Annotated in this window: 14 protein-coding genes and 1 pseudogene; 10 read left to right on the top strand and 5 right to left on the bottom strand. The window is 73.9% G+C overall.

Annotated elements, in window-relative coordinates; genetic code table 11:
• Positions 1-116: 116 nt before the first annotated feature.
• On the bottom strand, positions 117-503 hold the full coding sequence (locus tag ACFY3N_RS23740; RefSeq protein WP_390818703.1) for a hypothetical protein: 387 nt from the start codon (positions 501-503) through the stop codon (positions 117-119).
• On the opposite strand from ACFY3N_RS23740, the pseudogene ACFY3N_RS23735 reads away from it, so the two are divergent.
• The 7 genes and pseudogenes from ACFY3N_RS23735 to ACFY3N_RS23705 form a co-directional block, all read left to right on the top strand.
• Positions 388-1,545 (top strand): annotated as a pseudogene (locus ACFY3N_RS23735) (DUF4132 domain-containing protein); the annotation flags it as partial. The gene ACFY3N_RS23740 and the pseudogene ACFY3N_RS23735 overlap by 116 nt on opposite strands.
• Positions 1,546-1,607: 62 nt before the next feature.
• Positions 1,608-2,276, top strand: coding sequence for a DUF4132 domain-containing protein (locus ACFY3N_RS23730; protein ID WP_390818702.1), 669 nt, complete (start codon positions 1,608-1,610; stop codon positions 2,274-2,276).
• A gap of 3 nt (positions 2,277-2,279) precedes the next feature.
• On the top strand, positions 2,280-2,501 hold the full coding sequence (locus ACFY3N_RS23725) for a hypothetical protein (RefSeq protein ID WP_390818701.1): 222 nt from the start codon (positions 2,280-2,282) through the stop codon (positions 2,499-2,501).
• Positions 2,502-2,845: 344 nt separating this feature from the next.
• Positions 2,846-3,982 (top strand): gala protein, encoded by a 1,137-nt coding sequence (locus ACFY3N_RS23720; protein WP_390818700.1) that lies wholly within the window; start codon positions 2,846-2,848, stop codon positions 3,980-3,982.
• Positions 3,983-4,065: 83 nt separating this feature from the next.
• On the top strand, positions 4,066-5,871 hold the full coding sequence (locus ACFY3N_RS23715) for an ankyrin repeat domain-containing protein (protein ID WP_390818699.1): 1,806 nt from the start codon (positions 4,066-4,068) through the stop codon (positions 5,869-5,871).
• Positions 5,868-7,073 (top strand): AAA family ATPase, encoded by a 1,206-nt coding sequence (locus tag ACFY3N_RS23710; RefSeq protein WP_390818698.1) that lies wholly within the window; start codon positions 5,868-5,870, stop codon positions 7,071-7,073. Before ACFY3N_RS23715 ends, ACFY3N_RS23710 begins: the two co-directional genes overlap by 4 nt.
• A gap of 10 nt (positions 7,074-7,083) precedes the next feature.
• Entirely contained in the window at positions 7,084-8,268 is a 1,185-nt protein-coding gene (locus ACFY3N_RS23705) for a VWA-like domain-containing protein (RefSeq protein ID WP_390818697.1), read from the top strand.
• A 163-nt stretch (positions 8,269-8,431) separates the two neighbouring features.
• On the opposite strand, the gene ACFY3N_RS23700 is transcribed toward ACFY3N_RS23705, so the two are convergent.
• Positions 8,432-9,100: a TetR/AcrR family transcriptional regulator gene (locus ACFY3N_RS23700; RefSeq protein WP_390818696.1), complete on the bottom strand. Its 669-nt coding sequence runs from the start codon at positions 9,098-9,100 to the stop codon at positions 8,432-8,434.
• A 58-nt stretch (positions 9,101-9,158) separates the two neighbouring features.
• Between ACFY3N_RS23700 and ACFY3N_RS23695 the strand changes: the two genes are divergently transcribed.
• Positions 9,159-10,607: an MFS transporter gene (locus ACFY3N_RS23695; protein ID WP_390818695.1), complete on the top strand. Its 1,449-nt coding sequence runs from the start codon at positions 9,159-9,161 to the stop codon at positions 10,605-10,607.
• Positions 10,604-10,999, top strand: coding sequence for a cupin (locus tag ACFY3N_RS23690; protein WP_390818694.1), 396 nt, complete (start codon positions 10,604-10,606; stop codon positions 10,997-10,999). Before ACFY3N_RS23695 ends, ACFY3N_RS23690 begins: the two co-directional genes overlap by 4 nt.
• 311 nt (positions 11,000-11,310) lie before the next feature.
• Here the strand turns inward: ACFY3N_RS23690 and ACFY3N_RS23685 are convergent, their stop codons facing one another.
• The gene (locus tag ACFY3N_RS23685; protein WP_390818693.1) at positions 11,311-11,922 is read right to left on the bottom strand and encodes a DUF6879 family protein; all 612 of its coding nucleotides are present in this window, start codon (positions 11,920-11,922) and stop codon (positions 11,311-11,313) included.
• Positions 11,915-12,184, bottom strand: coding sequence for a hypothetical protein (locus ACFY3N_RS23680; protein ID WP_390818692.1), 270 nt, complete (start codon positions 12,182-12,184; stop codon positions 11,915-11,917). Before ACFY3N_RS23680 ends, ACFY3N_RS23685 begins: the two co-directional genes overlap by 8 nt.
• Before the next feature lie 499 nt (positions 12,185-12,683).
• On the opposite strand from ACFY3N_RS23680, the gene ACFY3N_RS23675 reads away from it, so the two are divergent.
• Positions 12,684-14,828 (top strand): tetratricopeptide repeat protein, encoded by a 2,145-nt coding sequence (locus ACFY3N_RS23675; protein WP_390818691.1) that lies wholly within the window; start codon positions 12,684-12,686, stop codon positions 14,826-14,828.
• A gap of 71 nt (positions 14,829-14,899) precedes the next feature.
• On the opposite strand, the gene ACFY3N_RS23670 is transcribed toward ACFY3N_RS23675, so the two are convergent.
• Positions 14,900-15,703 (bottom strand): VOC family protein, encoded by an 804-nt coding sequence (locus ACFY3N_RS23670; RefSeq protein WP_390818690.1) that lies wholly within the window; start codon positions 15,701-15,703, stop codon positions 14,900-14,902.
• Between the last annotated feature and the right edge of the window lie 8 nt (positions 15,704-15,711).

The raw sequence follows: 15,711 nt of genomic DNA, 5'->3' as shown, positions 1-15,711 counted from the left end.
CATCCCGCCATGCTGTACGACACGTTGGTGGCCGAATCCCGCAGGAACGACTCGCTCGACGACGTGAGGTCGGCCGCGCTCGACCGCGGCCGCCGGCTCGTCGGCCTCCTTGAGCGTCAGCGGACCGAGTTCCGGCAATCCATGGGGTACGAGCACCAGCGGTTCAGGGCGGCGGGCGCCGCGACCCGGGCCGAGATCGACGGAGGGCTCGCGGCCTGCACGGACGAGGAGGGCAGGGCCGCAGTGCTGTGCCTGATGCTGGCCGCCTGCTTCGACGACACGAGCTTGTGGCAGTACTGCGCCGAGATCGATTCCCTCGTCTCGCGGGTGCGGGGCTGGACGCCCGGCGAGGTCGCGGTGATGCTGCTCCGCGCCACCGAGTACGACATGGGCTTCTGGTTCGCCGATGGGCTGGGGTCGGCGCTGGACGCCGCCGACCGACTCGACGCCGACGGCCGCCGCGCGGTCATGCCCTGGCTGCGGTACGCACACGCGGAACTCATGAACACCACGGTCGGGGCGAGCGCGCGCGTGCCGCTCGCCCGGCGTCTGCGAGCGCTGCTCGCGAGCGTGGACCGGACGCACGTCCCCGAGGGACTGATCCCCGGCGACGCTCCCTGGGCCGCTCCGCTGAGCGATCGCGCGAAGACCTCTCCCACGCCGGAACTGGCGGACTTCGTAAGGCACTTGGCGGACCTGTCAGGCCCGCGCCCCACCCGGAAGTGGCGGCGTGCATGCCTCGAACTCGCGGACGCGGCGTCGGCGCGTGACCTCGTGGCCGAGGTCCTGCGGGCTCTGGCCGAGGACGACCCGCTGTGCAGCAGGTGCAGCGGTGCGCACACCGGCCGGCTCCATGGAGACCACCCCTACCGCTACGTCGTCCACCAGAACGACGGGGAGCTGGCGCGCGGCGTCGTCTGGGCGGCCGCGCTGACCGGGGGCCCGGCCACGGTGCGGCACCTCGGCGCGCTCGCTCTGCGGACCGGCGGCCCCGGAACCGGAATGACCGAGGACCTCAAGCTCGCGGGCGCGGCGGTCAACGCGCTGGCCGAGACCGGCGATCCGGCCTCCTTGGAGGCCCTGGGGCGACTGGGGTCCCGGATCAGGCACCGGGTTCTGCGCAAGCAGCTCGACACCGCGCTGGTGACGGCGGCCGGGAGACAGGGCATCACGGCGGAGCAGCTCATCGAGCGCAGCGTGCCGGACCACGGTCTCGCGCCGGACGGCTCAACGGAACGGACGTTGGGCGGACACCGGGTTCGGGTGGCGATCGAGGACGCGGCCACCGTGCGGCTCACCTTCACACGCCCCGGCGGGGGCACGTCCCGCACGGCTCCGGCGGCCATGAAGGACGGTTTTCCGGACGAGTTGCAGGAGCTGAAGGCCCTGGCCAAGGAGGTACGGGGGACTCTGTCGGGTGAGCGGGCCCGCCTCGAGGCGCTGATGTCGGCCGGGCGCGAGTGGCCGTACGAGGAGTGGTGCCGCCACTACCGCGACCATCCGGTCACCGGGGCTCTCGTCCGTCGCCTGATCCGGGAGTTCCGGGACGCGGACGGCGAGTGGCATGCGGTGGCGCCGATGAGGAGCCGTCCGGCCGGCCCGGACGCGTGCGGCTGTGGCACCCGATCCGGGCGTCGACGCACGACATCAGGGCGTGGCGGGAACGGCTCGTCACCGAGCGACTGCGACAGCCGTTCAAACAGGCCTTCCGGGAGACCCACCTGCTCACTCCGGCGGAGGAGGAGACCGGCGCCTACTCCAACCGGTTCGCCGCCCACATCGTCCACTACCGACAGCTTTACGCGCTGTTCAAGGAACGTGGCTGGCAGGCCAATTTCCTCGGCCGGTACGACGGCGGCCGCGACGGCGAGGCCCGGGCCGAGTTCGGGGACGGCGAGTGGCGGGCCTGCTTCCACCACGAAGCCGCCACCGACGCCGGTGACCACGCGCCCGAACACGCCGCCACGGACCGGGTCCGCTTCGAACGGCGGGACGGCCGGCGCTGGCGGGAGGCTCCGCCGGCGGAGGTGCCCCCGTTGGTGTTCAGCGAGGCGATGCGGGACGTCGATCTGTTCGTGGGCGTGACCTCGATCGCCGCCGATCCCGAGTGGACCGACCGGGGCGAGGACCGTCGTGCCGGGTACTGGCGGACGGCCGCGTTCGGGGCGCTGACGGCGAGCGCGGAGGTCCGCCGCGAGGCGCTGGAACGGATCCTGCCGCGGCTGAAGATCGCCGGCCGGTGCACGCTCGACGGCCGTTTCCTGGTCGTCCGCTGAGACGTGAGCACCTACAGGATCCATCTGGGCTCGGCCAACGTTTTGATGGAACCGCGCGATGCCTACCTGTGCATCGTCCCGTCCCGCGGCAAGGGCGCCGGGAAGGTCTTCCTGCCGTTCGAGGACGAACGGCTCTCCCTGATCCTCAGCAAGGCGTTCCTGCTCGCCGCCGACACCGAGATCACCGACGAGTCCATCCTCGCGCAGATCGAGCGAGGCGGCTGAGGGGCCGCCCTTTCCCCGTGGACGAGGCCGGCACCGTCGCCCGACGTGCAGCCCGTCTTCTCCGCCCGACGCGTCAGGGCGGTCTGCGGGGGGGGCGTACAGAAAACTCGAGTCAAACAAATGATCGACAACACGACGGGCCCCGCTATGATCGTCCACGGCAAGGCTGTAGCGCAGAGGTCGTCGCGCCCTAGCATCAAGCTGGAGGACGTCGGTTCGAATCCGACCGGCCTTGCCGCCCTTGTCGTGGAGGAACGTCGATTGGCGCCGGTCCGTCCTGGGCGGGCGGAGGGCGGTGCAGCCCCCGGCGGGCCGGGCACCGGCGATGGACCGGTGGAGTGGTGATGACGCAGCCGACACCCGTGCGCTGCCCGGCGATCGAGCACCCGGACATCCCGATCGGTGACCCCGTCGGCCTGGACCCGCTGCTGGCCCGGCTGAGGTCGGACCGGGCGGTGGGGACCGACGAGACGTTCCCGCTCGGCACCCTGCGCGCGGACGGCCGTGTCGACCTGTGCAAGCAGGGCCTCGGAGCGGCCGGCGCCGCCCGGCTGATGCCCGTCGCCGCCCGCTCGCCGCACGCCCGGCACGTCCTGCTCGGCACCAACGCCATCGGTGACGAGGGGGCGTCGACGGTCGCCCGCGCGCTCGTCGACGGCCACGGTCTGCACACGCTCTACCTCGGCTGCAACCGCATCGGCCCGGAAGGCGTCGCCGCGCTCGCGGACACGCTCTCGGCGGACGACACCGTCCGCGCCCTGTGGCTCAAGCGCAACCCGGTGGGCGACGACGGCGCCGTGGCGCTCGCCGCGATGCTCCGCCGCAACACCACGCTGCGCACCCTCGACCTGGTCAACACCGGTGTCACCATGGAAGGTCTGCGCGCGCTGCTCGACGCCCTCACCGGCCGCCCGCGCCCGGTGGACCGCCTCTTCCTCGGCGGGAACGGCCTGACCGCCGGCGTCGCCGGCCTGCTGGCGGCGCTGATCCGGGAGGCGGGCGTACGCGAGCTGTACCTGCCCGCCAACCACCTCGGCGACGAAGGCGCCGCCGCCCTCGCGGCCGCCGCCGCCGACTCCGGGCGGCCGGTGCGCCTGGGCCTGGGCGGCAACGGGATCGGCCCCGTTGGGGCGCGCGCCCTCGCCGGCGCGCTGGGCGCCATCGAGGCGCTCGACCTGGGGCGGCCGATGTCGGAGCGGAGCCTCGGCGCCCCCGCCAACGCCACCGGCGACGAAGGCGCCCGTGCCCTGGCCGCCGCGCTCGCGGGCAGCCCGCTGCGCCGGCTGGAGCTGTGCCACACCGGGCTCACCGGGCGCGGCGCGAAGTCCCTGCTGGCGGCGGTGCCGGACGACTCACCGCTGGAGTACGTCGGACTGGGGCCGGGACTGCCCCGGAAGGTGAAGCGGTCCTTCACCCGGCGCCTGCGGCCCGTGGCCGGGGCCCATCCCGACCTGCGCGCGATAGGAAGTGTCTACCGTTGAGCGGCCGCCCCGAACTCCCTTGCTTCCCACCGGAGGAGGCGGCGAGCTGGCGGCGGATCCGCCGCTACGCGGTGCCCCGGAGGATGATCGAGCGCGCGACCGAACGCCGTACGGCCGGTGACTGGCGGGGCGCGTGCGCGGCGGCCCACGTGGACGTCGACATCGACCTGCCCGAGGTGGCCGAGCACTGCGGCGACGACGTCGCCGCGGCGCTGGCGGACGACCTGCGCCACCTGGCCCCGGACCTGGTGCGCTGGCACCTGCCCCGGGTGCTGGGCGGATGGACCACCCTCGACACCGACCGGATCGTGGTCCTCGCCCGCTACCGGCCGGTGCGCGCGGGTGAGGGCCCCCGCTCCACGCCGTACCTGCACCTCACCACGCCCGCGATGCTGGCGGGCCCGCAGCGGATCACCCTGCGGTTCCGCACCGTCGCGGACGAGGGGGCCGCCGGAGTCTTCGGACGCCGGACCGAGGACTGGCGGTACGCCCGGCACCTGTGGGACGCCCGGCACACCGCCGGACTGCGCGAACGGTGCGGCGGCGGTCCCGGACGGCTCCCCTTCCTCCACGCGGACGGGCGGCCGCGCCGTACGGACGAACTGCCCACGGCCGATCCCGGCCCCGGCGACGCGGCGGCCCGCGCCGAGTGGGTCACCCTGCTGCACCAGAAGGGCGAGGTCGAGGCGGCCTTCGCCGCGGCCGGCATCGAGGTCGACCCCGCACCTCCGGAGGGACCCGGCTGGTACCGGGCGGATCCGGTGGCGCTCCTCGGCAGGCTCGCGCTCGACCACACCCGCCTGGAGCGGGAGGTCCGCCGGCTGGCGGACGAGGGCGTCGGGGACCGCTTCCTCGTCGCCGGCGACTGGCGCACGTCCATTCTGCTGGAGCCGACGGCCCCCGGCGGCCGCACCGGACTGCGGGTGAGGGCCGTCGGCCGCGAGGAGGCCAAGGGCGTGCCCTTCCTGGCCGAAGCGCTCTGGCGCAGGCTTCCCGACCTCGACCTGATGCGCGTCGGCGGGGTCGAGCCGGAACATCTGCATCCGCTGGTCCGCGAGGCGCTGTTCCCCGGTCTCCGGGTCGCCGACGGGACCGGCGGCCCGCCGGGCCCCGCCCTCCCCGAACCCGTCCGGGTGCGCTGCCGCGGCGAATGGCACGAGGTGGGCTTCCGCCCGGGCGGTCTGCTCCGCATGCCGCACAGCGACGAGGAGCAGCAACGCGAGCGGGCCCTGCGGGCGTTCGGCGGCGCCGTCGCCGGGTGCTTCGCCGTCGAGCAGACCTGGGCGTCGGGCGACGGCCGGCTGCCGAAGGCGCTGCGCGCCCAGCGGCAGGACCTGTTCCTGCGCGTCCAGCACGGCGACACCCACGGCGTGCTCCAGCTCCTGGACGCGGGCGTGGACCCCCGGGTACGCGACGCCTCCGGACGCTCGCTGCTCCACGTCCTGCATCTCCTCGACCACGAGCCGCTGCTGCCCCGGCTGCTCGCGGCGGGGCTCGACCTGGAGGCCCGGGACCAGCGGGACCGCACACCGCTGTTCGTGGCGGTCAACGACGGCGGTTCCAGGGCCCTCGTGGAGGACCTCCTCGCCGCCGGCGCCCGGATCGACGTGGAGGACCAGTCCGAACTGTCGCTGGCCCAGACCATCCGCCGGTACAAGCGTTCCGACCTGGCCTTCCTGCGGAAGCGCGTACGGGAGGAACACCCGGGCGTCGGCGCCGACTGGTGGGACGAGTGGATGGACGGCAGGGAGCAGGACGACGCGGACGACCACGAGCCCGACGAGCCCGACGAGCCCGAAGAGCCCGAAGAGCCCGAAGAGCCCGACGAGCCAGAAGAGCCCGACGAGCCGGTCGGCTTCGACCAGTACAGCAAGGAACCGCCGTTTTGAGCACCGACCCCGCCCCCCGTACCGCACCGGGCCCGCTGGCCGCCGCGGACGACCTCGTCGGCAGGCTGCGCACGCGGCGGACCGAACCCGCCGTCAACCCCCGACTGGAGGCTCTCGCCCTGGCCGTGACGGCCAACCAGCCGGTCCTGCTGTGGGGTGAACCGGGCATCGGCAAGTCCGCCGGCCTGGAACAGCTCGCCGCCGGGCTCGGCCTCCCGCTGGAGACGGTCATCGCCAGCGTGCACGAGCCCTCGGACTTCGCGGGCCTGCCGATCGTCGGGGACGACCCGGCCACCACCGGCGTGCCGATGGCCCCGCCCGACTGGGCGGTCCGGCTCACCCGCGCCGGACAGGGCCTGCTCTTCTTCGACGAACTCTCCTCCGCGCCCCCGGCCGTGCAGGCGGCGTTGCTGCGGGTCGTGCTCGAACGCCGGGTCGGCAGCCTCGTCCTGCCCGACGCGGTGCGCATCGTCGCCGCCGCCAACCCGCCGTCGAGCGCCGCGGACGGCTGGCACCTCAGCCCACCGCTCGCCAACCGCTTCGTCCACCTCGACTGGACCCACGACCCGGCCGTGGTCGCCCGCGGCATGGCCGGCACCTGGCCGGAGGTGGCCGTCCCCGCGGTCGATCCGGCCAAGGTGCCCGGTGCCGTCGCACGGGCCCGCGGCGCGGTCTCCGGTTTCCTCACGGCCCGCCCCGGCCTGGTTCACCACATACCCGCCGACGCCGAGAGCCGGGGCCGCTCCTGGCCGTCCCCGCGCACCTGGGAGATGGCGCTGCGACTGCTCGCGACCGGATACGCGACCGGCGCCGGCCGCGAGGCGACGGCAGCCGCGCTCACCGGCGCCGTCGGGGACGGCGCGGGCATCGAACTGCTGTCGTACCTGGAACACCTCGACCTGCCCGACCCCGAGCGGGTCCTCGCCGACCCCGACGCGTTCGCCCTGCCCGAGCGCGGCGACCGTCAACTCGCCTTCCTCATCGCGGTCGTCGCCGCCATCCAGGGCGATCTCACCCGGACCCGCTGGGAGGCCGGCTGGACGGTCCTGGCCAAGGCCGTGGACGCGGGCGTACCGGACGTGGCCGCCCGGGCCGCCACCGACCTCGCGTCGATGCGCCGGCTCGACTGGCCCGTGCCCCCGGGCATCGACGGGTTCCTGGACCTGCTGCGGATGTCCGGGGCCCTGCCCGGCAGCCGGTGAGGTCCCCGGCATGACGGATCCCCGCAGCCGCCTGGACACGACCAAACTGCTCGCCGCCCGCTACCGCGCGGCGCACGACCGCCCCTACCTGGCGTCGGCCCTGTACGCCCTCACCGTCGTGGCGAGCCACGAGGTGCCGACCATGGGCGTGGACCGCCACTGGCGCTGCTACGTCTCCCCCTCCTTCGTCGACGCGACGCCGGTGGAGGAACTCGCGGGCGTCTGGATCCACGAGGCGGCGCACCTGCTGCGCGACCACCACGGCCGCGCCGGCCGGCTCCCCGCCGCAGAGCAGCGCGACCGCCACCGCGTCAACGTCGCCCAGGACTGCGAGATCAACGACGACCTCCTCGCCGACGGCCTGCGCCTGCCCGCCGGACGCGTCGAACCCCGCCTCTTCGGCCTGCCCGACGGGCAGCTGTTCGAGGCGTACCTGCCCGGGCTGCCCCCTCACGTCCGGGAACACGACTGCGGATCGGGCGCCCACGGCCGCCCCACGCCCTGGGAACTTCCCGGATCCGCCGGCCCCGCCGCGCTCGGTGACGTCGAGGCCCAGGCCCTGCGCCGGCACACCGCCGACGCGATGCGCGCCCACCAGCGTTCCCGCGGCACCCTGCCCGCGGGCTGGCAGCGCTGGGCCGAGCAGGTCCTGGAACCCACGGTGGACTGGCGGCAGGCCCTGTCCGGCGCGGTCCGTGAGGCCGCCGCGTGGGCCGGTGGGGCCGTCGACTACACCTACCGCCGCCCGTCGCGCCGCACCCCGGCGCTGCGCGGCGTCGTCCTGCCCAGCCTGCGCCGTCCGCTGCCCCGGGTGGCCGTCGTCGTCGACACCTCGGGCTCGATGGGCGACGCGGAACTCGCCGCCGCCCTGGGCGAGGTCACGGGCGTGCTGCGCGAGGTCGGGGTGCGCGGCAACCGCGTCACCGTCCTCGCCTGCGACGCCGACGTGCACGCCGTGTCCCGGGTGACGGCCACCGAGCAGATCACCCTCGGCGGCGGAGGCGGCACGGACATGCGCGTCGGCATCGACGCCGCCCTCGCGGCGCGCGACCGCCCCTCGATCGTCATCGTCCTCACCGACGGCCACACCCCCTGGCCCGCCGAGACCCCGTCCTGCCGCCTCGTCGCGGCCTTGATCGGCGACGGCGCGCCCCAGCCCCCGAACTGGGTGGAGACGGTACGCGTCCCCGCCTGACGGCGTGGTCGGTCGAGGGCCGGCCGGTGCGGGGACTGCCGAACTCCTCGATCGGCACGGGGCTCGCCCGCAAGGGGACCAGGCCCCGCAGAGGCCGCATCACGGACCCGTCGGCCCCACTCACATGGCGCCGACGGCCGGGCACATCGTCGGTGGCGCGTCGTCAGCGGCTGACGAGGAGGCCGTCCACCAGGGCCCGGAGCCCGTCCTGGTAGGTGTCCTCGGCGGTCAGCGGCGCCCAGCAGTCCGCGGCCTGTGTCAGGCGGGGCAGTTCACTCGGGTCGAGACCGGCGAAGACCTGCTCCCGGTAGGTCGCGCGGTCGTCGTCCGCGCGCCGTCGGGCCGCTGTCGTCCTGACCACGATCTCTCCGGCGGTGTAGTACCAGATCGCACGGTAGCCGTGCACGGCCCGGTCGAGGGAGAGGCCGCATCCGACCAGGCCGTCGACGATCTGCTCGACGAACCACAGCGCGCTCGTGGACAGCAGGTCGTCGGCGGTCAGCACCTCCACGATCCAGGGGCAGGCGGCGAGCGCCTCGTGGATCGCGGTGGCGGCCACGACGACCCGTTCGCGGGGGGCGGCGGGCAGTTCCGGCCGGCGCAGGGTCCGGGCGGCGTAGTCGTCCAGCAGGAGGACGAGCAGTTCCTCCTTGTCGCGGACGTGGTGGTAGAGCGCCATCGGCGTACTGCCGACCTCCGTGGCCAGCCGCCGCATGGTCAGCCTGTCCACACCTCCCTCCTCCACGATCCGGCGGGCCGTCCCGATGATCTCCTCGCGGGAGATGCGGGGAGGCCGGCCCAGGGGTCTGCGCGGTGCGGACGGTTGCGGCATGCCCTCCATCATTCCCCAGGTGTCGACAACGGCGAACCTCGGCGCTAACTTTTCTTACATGTATAAAAACTCTGAGGGCAGGCCCGGAGTGGTGCTGGCGGCGGCGGCCGTCGCCCAGTTCGTCGTCGCCCTGGACATGTCCGTGGTCAACGTCGCGTTACCCGCGATCCGTACGGCGCTGGGATTCGCGCCGCTCGACCTGTCGTGGGTCGTGCACGTGTACGCGCTTGCGTTCGGCGGGTTCCTGCTGCTGGGGGGCCGCGCCTGCGACCTGTACGGCCGGCGCCGGATGTTCGTGCTGGGGCTGACCGTCTTCGGGCTGTGCTCGCTGGCGGGCGGGCTGGCCCAGGACCCCTGGCACCTGATCGCCGCACGCGCCGGGCAGGGCCTGGGCGCCGCCGCGGCCGCGCCGGCCGCACTGGCGATGCTCACCACCACCTTCACCGAGGGCCCCCGACGTGTCCGGGCGCTGGGGGTGTGGAGCGCGGTGAACGCCGCGGGCGGCGCGCTGGGCGTACTGGCGGGCGGACTGCTGACCGAGTACGCGGGCTGGCGCTGGATCATGCTGGTCAACCTGCCCATCGTCGCGGTGGCTCTCGCGCTGGTCCTCACGGGGGTTCCCGCCGAGACCCCGCCCGCCCGGCGCGAGCGGCTGGACGCAGCGGGCGCCGTCCTGGCGACAGGCGGAGTCGGGCTGTTGGTGCTCGGTGTCGTCCGAACCGACACCCTGGGCTGGGGCTCCCCGGTCACGTGGGCGACTCTCGCCGCCGCGGCCGTGCTGCTCGCCGCCTTCGTCCTCGCCGAGGCGAGGGTCGACGCACCCCTGCTGCGCCTCGGCCTGCTGCGCAGTCGCTGGGTCGCCGGCGCGAACGTGCTGGTGTTCCTGGCCGCGGCCGGGCAGTTCACGGCGTTCTACTTCGTGTCCCTGTACATGCAGCAGGTCCTGGGCATGGGTGCCGCGGCGACCGGCACCGCGTTCCTGCCCTTCTCCCTGGGCCTGGTCGCGGGAACCGTCGTCGCGACCCGCGTCACCGCGTCCCGCACCCCCCGCGCCTCCCTGGTGCCCGGCGCCCTGGTGGCCGCCGCGGGCCTGGCCTGGTTCGCCCTCATCAGCCCCGACGGCAGCTTCCTCGCCGACGTACTCGGCCCGTCCCTCGTCACCAGCGTCGGCGCCGGGCTGGTCCTGGCGCCGGTCGCCGCCGCCGCGACCACCGGCGTCGCCCCGCGCGAGGCAGGCATGGCCGGCGGCCTCATGAACAGCTCCCGCCAACTCGGCGGCTGCATCGGCCTGGCCGCCCTGGCCACCGTCGCCGCGCACCACACCGGCCCGACCACCGACCCCGCCGCACTCAACGGCGGCTACGCCCTGGGCCTGGCCCTCGCCGCCGCCGTCTTCGTGCTCGCGGCAGTCGTGGCCATCGGTGTACTGCCGCGCCGCCGAGCCGTCACTCCCGTCCCGCGCTCCACCACCCCCGCGCAGAACCGGCTGGAAGGAACTCCGTCATGACGACCACCACCATTGACCTGTTCACCTCGGCGCTGCACTTCCACCCCGACGGCGATGTCCGGGCCGCCGAACGGCAGATGACGAGCAGCGGCTCCGGCGCCTGGCAGATCGCCACGTTCCACGTGGAGACCGCCGCCGACGTTCACGCCGACCACTGGGAGATGCACCCGGAGGCAGAGGAAGCGGTGTGCTGTCTGACCGGCGGCATCCGCCTCTACTTCCGTCCTGACGCTCCCGGCGGGGCCGAGGACATGGTGCGTTTGCGGGCGGGCACCGCCGCGATCGTCCCCCGCGGCCGCTGGCACCGCCTGGAACTGGACGCCCCCAGCGACCTGATGTCGATCACCCTCCGCGACGGTACCCGCCTCGAGAAGCGCACCGGCACCCACTGACCGGCAGGCGGCCCGGCAAAAGGGCCACCGGGCCGCGCGTTCCGTTCGGGAAGCCCTGACCGGCTCCAGGACCGTGTCGCCTCTCCCGCGACCAGGGGGCGCAGCCCCGCGGAGGCGACGAGCTCGGAGACGGTCGTCTTCGTCGTCCTCCGCGACGAAGACGTGCAGCGGCCGTCCCCCTCACCGGTGGCCGGCGGCCCGGCGAGGGGGATGTTGAACGCCTTGACCACCCGGGCGTCCGGCGCGGTGGGGGCGATCTCCTCGGCGGCCGAGGTGCCGCCGGGCTCGCACCAGTGGGCCGGCGCCCCGCCTCAGTGGACCACCGCGGGTGGGGCGAGCGGGGCGATCTCCCGGTCGAAGAAGTCGTGGAAGTCGTCCCCCCGCTCGTACAGCGCGTCGAAGTCGGCCGAGGTCTCCCGGATCAGCGCCCGATCGGTGAAGCGGTTGGCTCCCGCCGCGTTCCCGTCCTCGTCGTAGAGCACCTCGTACAGGGCGACGTCCCCGAGGATCACCACTTCGGGAACCGGGCGGTTCCTCTCGATGTCCGTGATGTCGCGGGCGTCGAGCACCCTGATGTGGTCGCCCAGCTCCACCCGCAGGCGCAGGACGAAAAGCTCCCATTGCACGTACGGGGTCACCGGGAATTCCACGACGCGGAGGCGTCGCTCCAGAATTCCCAGCCGTGCGGCGGTGCGGAACTGCCGGGCGTAGACGTCGCGTTTCTCCTGGATGAGGGACAACGCGCGGTCCCATTCCCCGGCGGCGAAGGCCTCCCAGCTGGCGAATCCGCGTTCTTTGAAGTTCTGCCCCCGCTCGAGCTTGTTCAGGTGGCGGATTCCGCTTTCGTAGACGCGACGGAAGTCCGCATGGTATGCGGGGCGATCCATGCGTTCCGAAGTCCCGTGCGGGAAGGAGTCAAACATTCGGGATGTCCGGTTTCGCTGCGATCAACATGTTCCTGGGGACGACCACGATCCGTTCGTCCGCTCCGACGGAGACACCGATGGGAAGTCTCCCGCCGAGCGGTTCCGTGAGGTCACGTCCTATGACAGCGATGTCACCGTTCTCGAGTTCCCAGATGTCGGGGCAGTCGGGGTTGTCGGTCGTGTGCCCCAGTTCCTGCGGCGATTTCCCCAGGCGTCGCTTGAATGTCGTGGCGGGATCCGCTTCCCATGGCCTGCTCATGGCCATCGCCCCCTCGGATGGGTCGGATTCCCGCTACTTTAGCAGTGAACATACCGGCTTGGCCGCGCGAAAAGTGGACACGCCGAGGGAGTCGCGACCGTGCTCTTGTTGTCCCGTCCGGTGCGGGGTGGGACGATGAACATGCGCGAAAGGTGCCGTATTGAAGTAAGACAGATATGAGCTATTTAGCGTATAATCTGAAAATTAGAGTTTATCGGGCAGGGGGAACTGTGGACCCGGAGACGGCATTACTCGCGCAGAGCGCGGGAGTCACACCGGTCACACCAGTCACGTCGATGACGGCCGACGCCACCGAACGGCCGAGGCGGCCGCTCGCCGCCCGGCCCGGCACCGCCGCGGAACCGCGCGGACCGCTCGAAGAACCCGACCCGGGCGGCGCGACCGGACCGGCGGTGACCCGGCACGCCAGTGCCTCCGGTCATGCCCGCATCCACCGGGCCGGACGAGGCCGGCGCCACGCGCGGCGATGACGGGCGCGATGGACGGCCACGCCGAGGACCGGGGGCGGGTCTACCAGGCGTCGGGCGACCAGCACATCAGCGAGCACCACCACCACGGTGGACACGGCGACGGGGCGACCGCGCCGCCGGGTCCCGACTCGGTTCGCCGCCCGGCGGTCGGCCGGCCCCCGGTCGTCCTGCGCGACCGCACCGAGGTGCTGGACCGGCTGCGGGCGAGCGTGCGGGAGGAACACGGTGGCGAGGTTTACGTGCTGTACGGCATGGGCGGCTGCGGCAAGACCGCGGTCGCCTACACGTTCTTCCAGCTGGCCACCGGTGAGCACGGCAGGGTGGGACTGTGGGTCAGCGCCTCCGACCGCGCGAGCCTGCGTGCGGGCATGCTCGCCGTGGCCGCCGACCGAGGGGCGGCCGACGCCGAGTTGCTGGCGGCCCGCAACGGACTCCGTCCCGCCGCCGACCTGGTCTGGCAGCGTCTCGACCGCTCCACCGAGCCCTGGCTGCTGGTCCTCGACAACGCCGACCGGCCCGAGATCCTCCGGGACGGCAGCTGGCTGCGCACCAGCCCACGGGGCACGGTCGTGGTGACCACCCGCCGGCCGGCCGCCCGCTGGTGGCCGGGGGCGGAGTTGCAGCACATCGGCGTACTGCCGCGTGAGGACGCCGCGCGGGTGTTGCGGGACCTCGCCCCGCACAGCGGCACACAGCAGGAGGCGGCCCGGATCGCGGACCGGCTTGGCCGGCTGCCGCTCGCCCTCACGCTGGCAGGCGGCTTCCTCTCCCGGCAAGTGCTCGATCCCTGGAGGATGGAGACGTACGGGCGCCGTCTGGAGGAAGGCGAAGGGGTCGAGCTCATCGACCGGGGGGCCGATGCCCTGTCCGAGGAGGATCCCCGGCACCTGGTCGGCCTGACGTGGCAGCTGACGCTCGACGCGTTCGAGGCCCGCGGCCTGCCCGAGGCGACCGCGTTGTTGAGGCTCCTGTCGCGCTTCGCTCCTGAGCCACTGCCGCTGCCCCTGCTCAACCGCACCGAGATCAGCGGCGTTCTGCCACGTGCCCGTTGCGAGACGGCTCTGAGAGCACTGCTCGACCAGTCGCTGACCGAACTGGTCGACGTCGGTGAGCGGTGTGTGCAGAGCCACGCGGTGCTGCTCGACAGCGTCGCCGCGGCGACCCCGGCGAACATGGTTCCGACGCTCCACGCCACAGCGGTCCGACTGCTCGACGCGGCCGTACCGGGTGTGCCCGACGCCGGTCCGGACGATCCGCGGCTCCGGCTGCTGGTGCCCCACGGACTCGCCCTGCTGCGGCGCGCCGGTGACCCCCCGGCGTCGGCCGACGCCCTGGCCGTGCTGACCAGGCTGTCCACCGCCCTGCACCGCACGGGCGACTACCTGTCCGCCCGGGAGACCGCCCTGGCCGCCGCGGACCTCGGCGAGCGGCGGCTCGGCGCGGAGCACCGTCTCGTCCTGGCCGCCCGTTCCCGGGACGGACGGGCGCTCTTCCGGCTGGGCGGCTACACCGAGGCCGAACGGCTGCTCCGACGTGTCCACGCGGCTCAGGAACGGCTCTTCGGGGCCGACGACCCCGACACCCTGGACACCCGCCACGGCCTCCAGCTCGTACTCGGGAACCTCGGAAGACGCGACGAGGCCGTCTCGCTGCTCCGCTCCACGGTCACCGGCAGACGGAGGGCACTGGGTCCCGCCCACCCGCTGACCCTGCGCTCCCTCTCCAGCCTGCTGGTCCTGCTGTCCGCGTCCGAGCTGGTCGCCGAAGAGGAAGGCGCGCTGCTCTCCCTGCCCGCGGAGTGCGTACGGTGCCTCGGCCCCGACCACACGGTGACGCTGGGCGCCCACCACAACCACGCGTGGGCGCTGTACCTGCTGGGCCGTTTCGACGAGGCCGACCAGGAGATCCGGATGGTCACCGGGGCGTACCGGCGGCGCTTCGGCCCCGACCATCCGCTCGCGCTCTCGGCGCAGCAGTTGCTGTCCCGGACATGGGCCGCGCGAGGTCACGTGGCGGCGGCCGTCGAGATCATGACGGACGTCGTGGCCAGGCGGGAGCGCGGCCTGGGAGCCGACCACCCGTTCACCGTCGCAGGCCGGCGACTCCTCGGCGATCTCACGTCAGGGCGGTGGCGTCCGCCCGAAGGTGCCTGACGCGACGTGAAGAGGGCGAGCCGGAAACCCGCTTGGCTCCGGGGCGCAGGACGGCGGACGGGGCCCACGCGTCAGCGCGGGCCCTGCAGCAGCGCGAACCGCGCCCCCTCCGGGTCCGCCACCGTCGCGGCGCGGCCGCGGACGCCGTCGCGGGGCGGCGCCAGGACCCGGCCGCCCAGGCGGAGAACCCGCTCCGCCGCGTCGTCGGCGTCGGACACCGTGAAGTACGTCGTCCAGTGCGGGCCCCGGTCCCGGGGGAGGGCCCTGCCCACGCCGTGGACGCCGGCCACGGGACGGCCGTCCAGGCAGAGGGTGACGCGGGCGGGGTCGGCGGGGACCACCGGTTCCTCGTCGTAACCGAACACGGTCGCGTAGAACTTGGCGGTACGGGCCGACTCGAAGGTCGTCAGTTCGTTCCAGGCGGGGGTGCCGGGCCCACCGGTGACGGAGGTGCCCGCGCGCGCGGCCGCCTGCCGGACGCCGAAGACGGCGCCGCAGGGGTCGGAGCCGATCGCCAGCCGGCCGGCGTCGGCGGCGTCCAGCGGGCCCACCCCGACGGTGCCGCCGCACGACCGCACCACGTCGGCCGTCAGGTCCACGTCGTCCGAGGCGAAGTAGGGCGTCCAGGCGGCCGGCAGATCACGGGCCGGCGGCAGCACGCCGACGCCGGCCACCTCGCGCCCGTCGAGCACGGCCCGCACGTACGGGCCGGGCCGCCGGGGGCCGGGGCGGAACTCCCAGCCGAACAGCGCCCCGTAGAACTCCTCGGCCGCCTCAAGGCCGTGCACCGTCAGGCTCGCCCAGCAGGGTGTGCCGGGTGTGTGCCGAGCGGGCGCCTCGCCGTCCGGGCGGGCGTTCCCCCGTGCGTCGGTCATCGTCACTC

The sequence above is a fragment of the Streptomyces sp. NPDC000348 genome (assembly GCF_042898795.1).
Classification (GTDB): domain Bacteria; phylum Actinomycetota; class Actinomycetes; order Streptomycetales; family Streptomycetaceae; genus Streptomyces.
The sequence above is the reverse complement of the archived record's forward strand: the minus strand, read 5'-3'. Positions and strand labels throughout refer to the sequence as shown.